The 11,987-nt window shown below is 70.4% G+C and carries 11 protein-coding genes; 6 read left to right on the top strand and 5 right to left on the bottom strand.

From position 1 onward, the window contains the following. Positions 1–49: 49 nt before the first annotated feature. On the bottom strand, positions 50–943 hold the full coding sequence (locus C4T42_RS14475) for a CoA ester lyase (protein ID WP_091977129.1): 894 nt from the start codon (positions 941–943) through the stop codon (positions 50–52). Positions 944–1,158: 215 nt separating this feature from the next. Between C4T42_RS14475 and C4T42_RS14470 the strand changes: the two genes are divergently transcribed. Then, positions 1,159–1,500, top strand: a complete 342-nt coding sequence (locus tag C4T42_RS14470) for a YMGG-like glycine zipper-containing protein (protein ID WP_103985276.1) — start codon at positions 1,159–1,161, stop codon at positions 1,498–1,500. A gap of 29 nt (positions 1,501–1,529) precedes the next feature. Here the strand turns inward: C4T42_RS14470 and C4T42_RS14465 are convergent, their stop codons facing one another. Beyond that, positions 1,530–2,894 (bottom strand): MATE family efflux transporter, encoded by a 1,365-nt coding sequence (locus C4T42_RS14465; protein ID WP_103985275.1) that lies wholly within the window; start codon positions 2,892–2,894, stop codon positions 1,530–1,532. Between the two features lie 142 nt (positions 2,895–3,036). Further along, positions 3,037–3,390 carry a DUF6460 domain-containing protein gene (locus C4T42_RS14460; protein ID WP_020093561.1) on the bottom strand — a complete coding sequence of 118 codons (354 nt, stop codon included), beginning with the start codon at positions 3,388–3,390 and terminating at the stop codon, positions 3,037–3,039. 276 nt (positions 3,391–3,666) lie between these two features. On the opposite strand from C4T42_RS14460, the gene C4T42_RS14455 reads away from it, so the two are divergent. Genes C4T42_RS14455 through pdeM form a run of 3 tightly spaced genes read left to right on the top strand, consistent with a single transcriptional unit; the run spans position 3,667 to position 7,972 of the window. Next, positions 3,667–4,623 (top strand): alpha/beta hydrolase, encoded by a 957-nt coding sequence (locus C4T42_RS14455; RefSeq protein ID WP_091680189.1) that lies wholly within the window; start codon positions 3,667–3,669, stop codon positions 4,621–4,623. Then, positions 4,620–7,217, top strand: coding sequence for a ligase-associated DNA damage response DEXH box helicase (locus C4T42_RS14450; protein ID WP_103985368.1), 2,598 nt, complete (start codon positions 4,620–4,622; stop codon positions 7,215–7,217). The genes C4T42_RS14455 and C4T42_RS14450 overlap by 4 nt, the downstream gene beginning before the upstream one ends. Before the next feature lie 41 nt (positions 7,218–7,258). Then, positions 7,259–7,972 (top strand): ligase-associated DNA damage response endonuclease PdeM, encoded by a 714-nt coding sequence (gene pdeM, locus C4T42_RS14445; protein ID WP_091680165.1) that lies wholly within the window; start codon positions 7,259–7,261, stop codon positions 7,970–7,972. A gap of 9 nt (positions 7,973–7,981) precedes the next feature. On the opposite strand, the gene C4T42_RS14440 is transcribed toward pdeM, so the two are convergent. Both C4T42_RS14440 and C4T42_RS14435 read right to left on the bottom strand, forming a co-directional pair. Further along, the gene (locus tag C4T42_RS14440; RefSeq protein WP_103985274.1) at positions 7,982–9,442 is read right to left on the bottom strand and encodes a PAS domain-containing methyl-accepting chemotaxis protein; all 1,461 of its coding nucleotides are present in this window, start codon (positions 9,440–9,442) and stop codon (positions 7,982–7,984) included. A 208-nt stretch (positions 9,443–9,650) separates the two neighbouring features. After that, positions 9,651–10,637, bottom strand: a complete 987-nt coding sequence (locus tag C4T42_RS14435) for a CorA family divalent cation transporter (protein ID WP_103985273.1) — start codon at positions 10,635–10,637, stop codon at positions 9,651–9,653. A 212-nt stretch (positions 10,638–10,849) separates the two neighbouring features. On the opposite strand from C4T42_RS14435, the gene groES reads away from it, so the two are divergent. Continuing rightward, the gene (gene groES / locus C4T42_RS14430) at positions 10,850–11,140 is read left to right on the top strand and encodes a co-chaperone GroES (RefSeq protein ID WP_020093567.1); all 291 of its coding nucleotides are present in this window, start codon (positions 10,850–10,852) and stop codon (positions 11,138–11,140) included. Between the two features lie 71 nt (positions 11,141–11,211). Then, the coding region (groEL, locus tag C4T42_RS14425; RefSeq protein ID WP_146074001.1) for a chaperonin GroEL at positions 11,212–11,987 on the top strand (776 nt) is incomplete at its 3' end.

Below are 11,987 nucleotides of genomic sequence, written 5' to 3'. Positions count from 1 at the left end.
GGTCGTGGCGCTGCCCTGGATCGCTTCGCTCCGGCGAGGACGGACGCGCTCAGAACCCCTTCGCCTTGATCGCCTCGGCCCAGGTAACCGCCCGCCGGTTCACGCCGAGATGCTGCCGCTCGTAGAGCCGGCCCTCCAGCTTGATCGCGCCGCGCTTGGCGTATTCCGGGCGCTCGAACGCCTCGATCACCAGCTTGGCCCGGCGCACCTCCTCCTCGGTCGGAGCGAAGGACGTGTTGGCCGGCTCCAGCTGCGTCGGGTGGATCAGGGTCTTGCCGTCGAAGCCCAGGTCCCGGGCCTGCCGACACTCGTCGCGGCAGCCCTCTGTGTCGGCGATGTCGTTGTAGACGCCGTCGAGGATCGCGAGCCCCTCCGCCCGCGCGGCGGCCAGCGCCATCATCATCCAGGGCAGCATCGGCACGCGGCCGGGGACGATCTTGGCCCAGGTGTCCTTGGCGAGGTCGTTGGTGCCGAGCACGAGGCAGGTCAGCCGGTTGCGCGGGTCGCGCTTCGCCCGGGCGATCTCCTGGATGTTGAGGATCGAGGCCGGGGTCTCGATCATCGCCCAGATCGCGATTCCGTCCGGCGCGTCGAGGGATTCGAGCCGGTCGGCGATGCTCTCCAGCACGGCGGGGGACGAGACCTTCGGCATCAGGATCGCGTCGGGCTTGGCCTCGATGGCGGCGTGGAGATCCGCCTCGCCCCACGGGGTCTGCGGGGCGTTGACCCGGATGACCAGCTCGCGGCTGCCGTAGGCGCCGCTCTTCACCGCGGCGCAGACCTGATCGCGGGCGAGCTCCTTCTCCTCCGGGCCGACGGCGTCCTCGAGGTCGAGGATGATGCTGTCCACCGGCAGGGACTTGGCCTTGTCGAGCGCCCGCTGGTTCGAGCCGGGCATGTAGAGCACGCTGCGGCGCAGGCGCAGATCGGTGGTCGTGGCCATCGGCTTCTCCCTCCTGGGCCGTCGCGCGGCCTCCCGTCGTTGCGCTGCACCCTAAAGCACGAACCCGGCCGCGCCACACCCTAAAGGTCGGGGCGGGTGAGTCCCCGCGCGGTTTGATACCGCGCCGTCTCTCCGCAGATCGAAGCCGCGGTTTGGTCATGTTCCGCCGCTTAAAGGCCGGACGAAACCAATTCTCGAAGTCCGGGATCTCTACGATGCGCAAAGTCTTGATCACCCTCGCCTTGCTCGGGACATTGGCGGCACCTGAGGCGGCCCGGGCCCAGAGCCGGACCACCCTCGGCGTCGGCTCCGGCGCGGTCGCGGGGGCGCTGGTCGGCGGCCCGATCGGCGCCGTCGCGGGGGCCGTGGTCGGCGGCTTCGTGGGGAACTCGTCGGAGCGCGGGCGCCGGCACGTCCGCCGGGGACGCCGCTACGGCTACGCGGCCCCGCGCCGGTCCTACCCGCGGCGGGCGGAGGCCGCCGTACCGCGGACCACCGGCTCCGTGGCCCGCGCCGTGCCGCCGGCCCAGCCCACCACTTGGAAGGATCCGCGCTAGCACGTCTCGAGGTCGCGCTCGGCTGCCGCCTAGGCCGCCGGTTCGAGGGCGGCCGCGGCCGGCGTCCGGAACGTGTCCCGGGCGAGGCGCGGGAACGCGATCGCCTGTCCGAGGCCCCGGGCGCCCAGGAAGCTCACGAAGGCCAGCCACAGCCCGGTATTGCCGAAGCCCAGGCTCTCGACGAGCGCGAGGATCGCGCAGTAGGCGACGAGCGCGCACACCATCAGGTTGCGCATCGCCCGCGTCCAGGTCGCGCCGATATAGATCCCGTCATACGCGAAGGGCGCCGCGGCGGCGAGCGGCGCCAGGGCGGCGAGGACGAGGTAGGACCGGGCCGCCTCGCGCACCGGTCCGTTCGTGGTCACGGCATCGATGAAGGCCGGGCCGCCCGCCAGCGACACCAGGCTGACCGCGAGGCCGAAGCCGAGGCACCAGCGCAGGCTCAGGGCGGCGGCCGCGTCGAACGCCTCCCGGTCCCGGGCGCCGACGGCCTGGCCGCACAGGGTCTCGGCCGCCGTGGCGAAGCCGTCCAGGAAGAAACCGCCGATCAGGAAGAGATTCCACAGGACCGAGTTCGCGGCCAGGACCACGTCGCCCTGCCGGGCGCCGAGCGCCGAGAACAGCACGATGCCGGTGATCAGCGCGAGCGTCCGCAGGATGACGTCGCCGTTGACGCTGAGCGTCCGGCGGAGCGCCGCGGCGTCGCGGAGGTCGCGCAGCGGCACCCGGAACGGTCGGGAGCCGAGCCGCGCCAGGAGAATCAGCCCGAGGCCGAGCCCGAGCGCCTCGGCGCCGAGGGTCGCCAGCGCCGCGCCGGCGAGGCCCAGGCCGAAGCCCAGGACCAGAATGAGCGTCAGCGCGACGTTGGTCAGGTTGATGGCGATCTGCAGCAGCAGGCCGAGATCGGTGCGCCCGCGCCCCAGGACCGAGCCGAGCACGCCGTAGCTCGCCAGCACGAAGGGCGCGGACAGGATGCGGATGTGGAAGTAGGTCGCGAGACCGGCGATCACCGCCGCGCTCGCCCCGCTGATCGCGAAGGCGAGCTGCGCGAGGGGACCCTGCAGGACCACCAGGACGAGCCCGATCAGCGCGCCCGCCGCCAGCGCCCGCGCCAGGATGCGATCGACCTCGGCGTCGTCGCGTCCGCCGACCGCCTGCGCGGTCAGGCCGGCGGTCGCCATGCGGAGCGCCCCGAACGACCAGAAGATCGCGTCGAAGATCACCGCGCCGAGGGCGATGGCGCCGAGCAGCGCCGCGTCGCCGAGCCGCCCGATCACCGCCGCGCCGACGAAGCCGAGCATCGGCGTCGTGACGTTGGCGATCGTCATGGGCAGCGCCAGGGCCAGGACGCGGCGGTTCGTCGGACGGCCCGAGCTGGCGACGGTGTGAATCATGCCGCACGCTAAGAAGCCGCGCCGTCCGCGCAAAGCGGGGTGATCGCATCGGCTGGTTGCGATGGCGGGCGGCCGAACTGCCCGAACCGCCGGCGCGCCGGGCCGTCGGGGCGCGACCGGGCCGGGTCGGCCCCGGACTTCGTCAGCGGGAGACGGCGAAGAGGCGCGCGATCAGCCAGAGCGGCACGACCACGATCGCCCCGGCGACGATCCAGCCGCCGAAATCGTGGAGCGAGGCGAGCCCGACCTCCACCAGCGCCCGCGCCGAATCGTAGACGTGCCAGAACAGCCGCCCCGGCGTCAGACCGAGCATCGACATGAAGGCGCCGACCAGCACCGACAGGAACAGGAGCCGCAAGAACACGCCGGCCGGCGAGCCGCCGAGGAACCGCCGCAGAGCGGAGGGGCGCGACCGGTAGCTGTCCGCGCCGTAGGGGGCGTTCGGCGGGGCGCCCTGCTGATAGCCTTGCCGGCGCCGGTCGTGATCGACGAGCATTGCATCCTCGTGAAGCCTCAGGGCCCTCGGATCGGCGACGAAGCGGGCGGAACCGTGGCCGGCACACCACACCGCGTCGAAACTCGAGCGCGGATCAGGCGTTGGCGGGTTTCTCGCGCGCCGTGCAGATGGCAAGCGGCGTCGCGCGCGCCAAGATGCCGGACGGGGTGGACTACGCCGCGGGACTCTCGCGGCGCGGCCTCGGCCAAAGGGAGAACTCCCGGGAATCGGGAATTGGTGTGAGAGGCTCTGAGTGCCGACGGGACCATACGCACGATGATCGACCACGCCCTGTTCGACCCGGCGACGATCGATCCCGAGACGCTCCGGCTCAACGCCGAGATCGTCGCGGCGCACGCCGCGCTGCCCGATCCCTGGTCGCTGCCGATCGCCGAGGTGCGCGAGCGGCGCCGTCTGGGCACCAAGGCGGCGCCCGCCATGCCGCACAGCGCCCGGGCGGAGTGGCTGACGATCGACGGGCCCGGCGGCCCGCTCAAGCTCCGCGTGGTCCGGCCCAAGCCCGGCACGAAGCTGCGCGGCGCCTACCTGCACATCCACCGCGGCGGCTGGGTCTGGGGCTCCGCCGACGAGCAGGATCCCTGGCTGGAGCGCATCGCCGACACCTGCGGCTTCGTCGCCCTGTCGGTCGAGTACCGCCTCGCCCCCGAGCACCCGTATCCGGCGGCGCTGCTCGACTGCGAGGCGGCGGCCCTGTGGCTGGCCGGTCCGGGCAAGACCGAGTTCGGCATCCACGCGCTGACCATCGGCGGCGAGTCGGTGGGGGCGCACCTCGCCGTGATGGTGCTGCTGCGGTTGCGCGACAAGCACAACCTGCCGCGGGCCTTCCGGGGCGCCAACCTCAACGCCGGCTTCTTCGATCTCGGTCTCACACCGTCGGTGCGGAACTGGGGCGAGGAGCGGCTGGTCGTGAACACCCGCGATCTGACCAAGTTCGCCGACGGCTACGTCCGCGAGGGCATCGACCGGCGCCGGCCGGACGTGTCGCCGATCTACGCCGACCTGAAGGGTCTGCCGCCGGCCCTCTTCACCATCGGCACCGCCGACCCACTCCTCGACGACACGCTGTACATGTCGGCGCGCTGGGCGGCGGCGGGCAATGGCGGCCACACGGCGATCTATCCCGGCGGCTGCCACGTCTTCGCCCGCTACCCGAGCCCGATGAGCGAGCGGGCGCTGGAGCTGATCGACCGCTTCCTGATGGCGCTAGCCTGAGCGACCCGTCCGAGATCCTGCCGGAGCGGTTCCGCGCCTGGTTTGCCGGGCGCGGCTGGGCGCCCCGATCGCACCAGCTCGATCTCCTGCGGATCGCCGGCGCCGGCCGCTCTGCCCTGCTGGTGGCGCCGACCGGGGCCGGCAAGACGCTGGCCGGCTTCCTGCCGAGCCTCGTGGCCCTCGCCGAGCGTGGCCCCCAGCGGAAGGCGGCGGGCCTCCACACCCTCTACGTCTCGCCCCTGAAGGCGCTCGCGGTCGACATCGCCCGCAACCTGGACGCGCCGATCGCCGAGATGGCGCTGCCCGTGCGCGTCGAGACCCGCACCGGCGACACCCCGGCCCACAAGCGCACCCGCCAGATCAGCCGGCCGCCGGACATCCTGCTGACCACGCCCGAGCAGCTGGCGCTGCTGATCGCCCATCGGGAGGCGGCGGAATTCTTCTCCGGATTGCGCTGCGTGGTGCTCGACGAGCTGCACGCGCTGGTGACCTCGAAGCGCGGCGACCTGCTGTCCCTGGCACTGGCGCGGCTGCACCGGCTGAGCCCCGGCCTCGCGGCGATCGGGCTGTCGGCCACGGTGCGGGAACCGGACGAGCTGCGGAAGTACCTGGTGCCGCAGGGGCCGCTTCCCCCTCCTCCCGCCGCGCGCGGGGACGGCGCGTCCAGTCCTGACGCGTCTCCTCCCCCACCCCGACCCTCTCCCGGACGGGACGGGGAGCGCGCCGCGCCGCCCATGGCCGATCTCGTCACCGTCGCCGGCGGCGCGAAGGCGGACCTGCGCATGCTCGATCTCGGCCGGGCGCTGCCGATCTCCGGCCACACCGCGTGGCACTCGATGCCGGCGATCTACGACCTCATCCGCGAGCACCGGACCACGCTGGTCTTCGTGAACACCCGCCTCCAGGCCGAGTACACGTTCCAGGAGCTGTGGCGGCTCAACGACGACGCCCTGCCGATCGCGATCCACCACGGCTCGCTCGACGCCCAGCAGCGCCGCCGGGTCGAGGCCGCGATGGCGGCGGGCCAGCTCCGGGCGATCGTCTGCACCGCGACCCTCGACCTCGGGATCGACTGGGGCGACGTCGATCTCGTGGTCAATGTCGGCGCGCCGAAGGGGGCGAGCCGCATCATGCAGCGGATCGGCCGGGCCAACCACCGCATGGACGAGCCCTCGAAGGCCTACCTCGTCCCGGGCAACCGTTTCGAGATGCTGGAGTGCCAGGCGGCGCTGGACGCCGTCGAGGAGGCCGCCCAGGACACGCCGGACGCCCGCCAGGGCGCCCTCGACGTCCTCGCCCAGCACGTCCTCGGCATGGCCTGCGCCGACGCCTTCGATCCCCTCGACCTCTACGACGAGATCGTCTCGGCGGCGCCCTACGCCGGCCTGACCTGGGAATCGTTCGAGCAGGTGGTCGACTACGTCGCCACCGGCGGCTACGCGCTGCGCGCCTACGAGCGCTTCGCCAAAATCCTGCGCGGGCCGGACGGTCTCTGGCGCGTGCGCGACGCCCGCACCGCCCAGGCCTACCGGATGAATGTCGGCACGATCGTCGAGGCGGCCCGGGTGAGGGTCCGCCTCGGCCGGACCCTGCGCGGCAAGCCCGGCACGGTGCTGCCGAAGACCGGCCGCGTGCTCGGGGAGATCGAGGACGAGTTCGCCGAGACGTTGACGGTCGGCGACACGTTCCTGTTCGCCGGCGAGACCCTGCGCTTCGAGGGGCTCGCCGAGGACGAGTGCCTCGTCACCCGCGCGCCGGCTGGCACCGACCCGGCGATCCCGTCCTACGCGGGCGCGAAGTTCCCGCTCTCGACCTTCCTGGCCGCCCGGGTCCGGGCGCTGATCGCCGACCCGTTCGAGTGGGACCGCCTGCCCGAGCAGATCGGCGCGTACCTGCTCCAGCAGCGCCGCCGCTCGGTCCTGCCGGGCGAGCGCGACCTGCTCGTCGAGACCTTTCCGCGCGGCAAGCGCTACTACCTCACGGCCTTCCCGTTCGAGGGCCGCCTCGCCCACCAGACCCTCGGCATGCTGCTGACCCGGCGGCTGGAGCGTTCCGGCCTGCGCCCGCTCGGCTTCGCGGCCAACGATTACGGCATCGCCATCTGGTCGACCCGCGACGTCTCGGAGCGCGCCGCGATCGATCCGGACTTCATCGGCGACCTCTTCGCCGTCGACATGCTGGGCGACGATCTGGAGGCGTGGCTCGACGAATCGGCCATGATGAAGCGCACCTTCCGGCAATGCGCGGTGATCGCCGGGCTGATCGAGCGCCATCACCCGGGCCAGAAGAAGTCCGGCCGGCAGGTCACGATCTCGACCGACCTGATCTACGACGTGCTGCGCAAGCACCAGCCCGACCACCTGCTGCTGCGGGCCGCGCGGCAGGATGCGGCAACCGGACTCCTCGACGTTAGGCGCCTCGGCATGATGCTAGAGCGCATCCAGGGGCGAATCATCCACAGGTCTCTCGACCGGGTCTCGCCGCTCTCCGTGTCCGTGATGCTCGAGATCGGGCGCGAGCGGGTCTACGGCGAGGGCGCCGACGAGATCCTGGCCGAGGCCGAGGCGGAGCTTCTCCAAGAGGCTCTGTCCTGACCGTCGATCCGCCCTCCCCCGACGACACCGAGGATGCGATCTTGGCGGCCGGCCTGAGACTCGAGAAGACTCCCAAGCACCCCACCCTGCAGCTTGCGGGCGAGACGCTGGTGCTCGACCTCTGCGGCGGCCTCTGGCTGCCGGAGCACCGGACGCTGATCGTGTCCGATCTCCACTTGGAGAAGGGCTCGTCCTACGCGGCCCGCTCCGGCCAGTTCCTGCCGCCCTACGACACCCGGGAGACGCTCGCCTGCCTGCACGAGGCGGTGGTGCGGCACGATCCGGCCCGGGTGGTGGCGCTGGGCGATTCCTTCCACGACGCCCGCGGTCCCGAGCGCATGGAGCCGGGCGACCGCGCCCTGGTGGCGGCCCTGCAGGAGGGCCGGGACTGGGTCTGGATCGCCGGCAACCACGACGCGGCCGTGAACGAGGGCGTCGGCGGCCGCTACGCGGACGCGCTGACGCTCGGCGGCCTCGTCCTGCGCCACGAGCCGAGCCCGGAGCCCGTGCCCGGCGAGATCGCCGGCCATCTCCATCCCTGCGGGAAGGTGGCGATGCGCGGGCGGGCGGTGCGCCGCCGCTGCTTCGTCACGGACGGCACCCGCCTCGTCATGCCGGCCTTCGGCGCCTACGCCGGCGGCCTGAACGTCCGCGACCGGGCGATCGAGAGCCTGTTCCCCGACGGCTTCACCGCCCATCTCCTCGGGGACGGGCGGGTCTTCGCCATCGGCCGGGCGCAGCTCGCCCGGGACTGAGTCGCCCGGTCAGGCCGTCTTCATGAACCGGATCACGCTCTCCGACAGGCTCGTCGAGTGGCCGGCGAGGCTCTCGGCGATGCCCTGGACCGTCTGGGCGAGCTGACCGGTGGCGTTGGCGGCCTCGGAGACGCCGCCGATATTGCCCGCCATCTCGTGGGTCGAGACCGCCTGCTCCTCGACGGCGCTCGCCATCGCCAGGGTGAGCTTGGACAGTTCGTCCACCGCGGCCGTGATCATCTCGATGGCGCCGACGGCCTCGCCGGTCGCGCTCTGGATCGCCGAGACCTGCTGCGTGATCTCGCCGGTCGCCTTGGCGGTCTGCTCGGCGAGCGCCTTCACCTCGGAGGCCACCACGGCGAAGCCGCGCCCGGCGGCGCCCGCGCGGGCCGCCTCGATGGTGGCGTTCAGCGCCAGCAGGTTGGTCTGGTCGGCGATCGACTTGATCATGCCCACCACCGCGTCGACCTTGCGGGCGTTCTCGGCGAGCTGGCGCATGGTCGCGTCGGTGGTCCCCGCCTGGGCGGCGATCTGCTGCGCGCGCTCCGAGACCCGCCCGACTTGGCCGGAGATCTCCTGGATCGCGCCGTTCATCTGCTCGGAGTTCGACGCGACCGACGACGCCTTGTGGCGCGCGGATTCGGCCGACTGCATCAGGCCCACGGCCGAGCTCTGCATCTCCTGGATGGCGGAGCCGACGGCCTCGACGACCCGCTTGACGTCGGTCTCCATGTTCACCTGCGCGGTGACGACCGCCCAGGTCAGCATCGGGCCGAGGTACTGCCCCTTCTCGTCGTTCACGGCCGTGACCCGCAGGTTGAGGGTCTCGGGCCCGACCTTGATCTTGGTGCTGTGCGGCAGCCGGCTCGCGTCGGCCAGCATGGTGCGCTGGTGGCTGGGGTTCTTGTGGAAGATGTCGAATGAGCGGCCGAGCATGTCGTCGACCTTCACCGGCAGGTGCTGGTCGATCGTGCCGAGGGTCTTGCGCGACGTGGCGTTCATGTAGTCGATCTTGAAGTTGTCCTTCAGATCGGCCGTCATGACCGCAACCGGAACGTTGTCGATCATCGTCAGGAGCCGGTTGATCTCCTTTTTCTTCGCCGAGATGTCCGCGGCGAACTTGACGACCTTGATCGGCTTGCCGCGCGCGTCGAGGACAGGATTGTACGTCGCCTCGAGCCAGACCGAGTCGCCCTCCTTGTCGAGGCGCAGGAACTCGCCCGTGACGTACTGGCCGTCCTTCAGCTTGCTCCAGAACGCCGCGTAATCGGCGGACTCGGCGTAGCTCTTGTCCACGAAGATGCGGTGATGGCGGTTCCGGACGTCGCTGAGGCCGAATTTCATCAATCGCAGGAAGTTCTCGTTCGCGTGAAGGACCGTTCCGTCCATCGAGAACTCGATGATCGCCAGCGAGCGGTCGAGCGCGTCGATCTTGGCCTGGGCTTCATTGAAAACAGTGCGATTGAACATGGTACGGCTCGCGTTCCCCCGGCGTGGGGTGTAGCCTCACAGCGTTAATGAATCCCTTATTCTGGCATTTGTCCAGTTTAAGAATTGCCTGACGGAAATCGAATGCTTGGAGCGCCGCGCCCTCTGTGCGTCCATAACCGGACCGACGCCATCGTCGAGATTGCATTCAAATATAAACTCAGTCAGGGCCGAAGCATACTTACGAATATCAGAACCAGCCGCGCATGCGAAAGTATACGATCGGCGCGACCGCGCTGATGAGGATCAGGCCGAGCGCGTAGGGATATCCGAGCGCCCAATCCAGCTCGGGCATGTGCTTGAAATTCATGCCGTAGATCGACGCGATCAGCGTCGGCGGGACGCCGACCACCGAGACGACGGTGAGGACGCGGAAGACGTTGTTCTGCTCGATGGTGATCAGGCCGAGGGCCGCGTCGAGCAGGAACTGCACGTTCTCGGCGAGCCGCGTCTCGAACTCGTCGAGGGATTCGATGTCCCGCTTGATCGTCTCGAAGCGCGCATCCTCCGGCAGGCCGAGGCTGTCGCAGGCCGCGGCGACGAACGGGATGATCCGTTCGAGCCCGAGCAGACTCGACCGGATCTTGCCCAGAACCTTCCCGCGGTTGCTGATGCCCCGCAGGATCCGGCGCAGGGCGAGGTCGCGGCGCCGGGGCGGCGGGCTCTCCAGGCGCCGCCGCTCGGCACCGCGGACGTCGAAGTCGAAGATGCGGGTCGAGAGCGTGTCGAGCTCGGAGCCCATATCCTCGAGGGCGTCGGCGAGGCTGTCGACCAGTTCCTCCAGCACGACGAGGAAGATCTCGCTCGGCGTCGTGCTGCCGTCGCCGTCGGCGATACGCTTCGCGGACGCCTCGAAGGCGCGCAGGTCGTGGAAGCGGATCGTGACGAGGTGATCCTTGGTCAGCAGGAAGCCCAGCGGCTTCAGCTGCGACGCGCTTTGCTCGAACGTGATCATCGGGGTCGAGAGCGAGAGGCCGCCCTTGACCCGGCGCAGGCGGCTCGACGTCTCGACCTCCGAGAGCGCCGCCCGCGACGGCACCCGCAGGCCGGTCGCGGCCTCGACCGCCGCAGCCTCCTCCGGCGTGGGGTCGTTCAGGTCGAGCCACACGGTGTCGCGCGCGATCGGGCCGCCGGGTCGCAGCGCGACCGGGCCTTCGGGTCCGTATAGGCTCAGCATGAGAGCGCGTTATCCATGAGGGGGGAACGGGGCCGCCAGCGCGTCATCGCACCGTCGCGCGGGGGTGCGACAGCCTTGACTCGGAACCCGCCCGCGCCTATCTCGCGGCCGTCTTTGGCACTCGCCGAGACAGAGTGCTAACAGTCGAGTTTGCGAGCGGTCCCGCCGGCCGCATCAACGCCAACTCAAGACCTGAAGCAAGAGGGCAGCTCATGAAGTTCCGTCCGCTGCACGACCGCGTGGTCGTCCGTCGCATCGAAGGCGAAGAGAAGACCAAGGGCGGCATCATCATCCCGGACACCGCCAAGGAGAAGCCGCAGGAGGGCGAGGTCGTCGCCGTCGGTCCCGGCGCCCGCGACGAGGCCGGCCGCGTCAACGCGCTCGACGTGAAGGCTGGCGACCGCGTCCTGTTCGGCAAGTGGTCCGGCACCGAGGTCAAGATCGACGGTCAGGACCTCCTGATCATGAAGGAATCCGACATCATGGGCGTCGTCGCCGCCTGATCGGGTCACCCGCCATCGCCCTTTGAGGCCGTCCCGGACTCGGGGTTCAACAACCAGCTAAGAGGCACACAATGGCAGCGAAAGACGTTCGTTTCTCCGCCGACGCCCGCGATAAGATGCTGCGCGGCGTCGACATCCTCGCCGACGCGGTGAAGGTGACGCTCGGCCCGAAGGGCCGCAACGTCGTGATCGAGAAGAGCTTCGGCGCCCCGCGCATCACCAAGGACGGTGTGACGGTCGCCAAGGAGATCGAGCTCGCCGACAAGTTCGAGAACATGGGCGCCCAGATGGTGCGCGAAGTGGCCTCGAAGACCAACGACATCGCGGGTGACGGCACCACCACCGCGACCGTGCTGGCCCAGGCCATCGTCCGCGAGGGCGCCAAGTACGTCGCCGCCGGCATCAACCCGATGGACCTGAAGCGCGGCATCGACCTCGCCACCCAGGCGGCCGTCAAGGACATCATCGCGCGCGCCAAGAAGGTCTCGACCTCCGACGAGGTCGCCCAGGTCGGCACGATCTCCGCCAACGGCGACAAGGAGATCGGCGAGATGATCGCCCACGCCATGCAGAAGGTGGGCAACGAGGGCGTGATCACGGTCGAGGAGGCCAAGACGGCCGAGACCGAGCTCGACGTCGTCGAGGGCATGCAGTTCGACCGCGGCTACCTCTCCCCGTACTTCATCACGAACGCGGAGAAGATGGTCGCCGAGCTCGAGGATCCCTACATCCTCATCCACGAGAAGAAGCTCTCGTCGCTCCAGGCCATGCTGCCGGTGCTCGAGGCCGTCGTTCAGACCGGCAAGCCGCTCCTGATCATCGCCGAGGACATCGAGGGCGAGGCTCT

Source organism: Methylobacterium sp. 190mf, assembly GCF_900107945.1.
Lineage (GTDB): Bacteria > Pseudomonadota > Alphaproteobacteria > Rhizobiales > Beijerinckiaceae > Methylobacterium.
The sequence above is the reverse complement of the archived record's forward strand: the minus strand, read 5'-3'. Positions and strand labels throughout refer to the sequence as shown.

What these genes read in the sequence shown, in the direction of transcription:
- C4T42_RS14475 (WP_091977129.1), bottom strand. Translation starts at nt 943, where the DNA reads ATGGCCACGACCACCGATCTGCGCCTGCGCCGCAGCGTGCTCTACATG.
- C4T42_RS14470 (WP_103985276.1), top strand. Translation starts at nt 1,159, where the DNA reads ATGCGCAAAGTCTTGATCACCCTCGCCTTGCTCGGGACATTGGCGGCA.
- C4T42_RS14465 (WP_103985275.1), bottom strand. Translation starts at nt 2,894, where the DNA reads ATGATTCACACCGTCGCCAGCTCGGGCCGTCCGACGAACCGCCGCGTC.
- C4T42_RS14460 (WP_020093561.1), bottom strand. Translation starts at nt 3,390, where the DNA reads ATGCTCGTCGATCACGACCGGCGCCGGCAAGGCTATCAGCAGGGCGCC.
- C4T42_RS14455 (WP_091680189.1), top strand. Translation starts at nt 3,667, where the DNA reads ATGATCGACCACGCCCTGTTCGACCCGGCGACGATCGATCCCGAGACG.
- C4T42_RS14440 (WP_103985274.1), bottom strand. Translation starts at nt 9,442, where the DNA reads ATGTTCAATCGCACTGTTTTCAATGAAGCCCAGGCCAAGATCGACGCG.
- C4T42_RS14435 (WP_103985273.1), bottom strand. Translation starts at nt 10,637, where the DNA reads ATGCTGAGCCTATACGGACCCGAAGGCCCGGTCGCGCTGCGACCCGGC.
- groES (WP_020093567.1), top strand. Translation starts at nt 10,850, where the DNA reads ATGAAGTTCCGTCCGCTGCACGACCGCGTGGTCGTCCGTCGCATCGAA.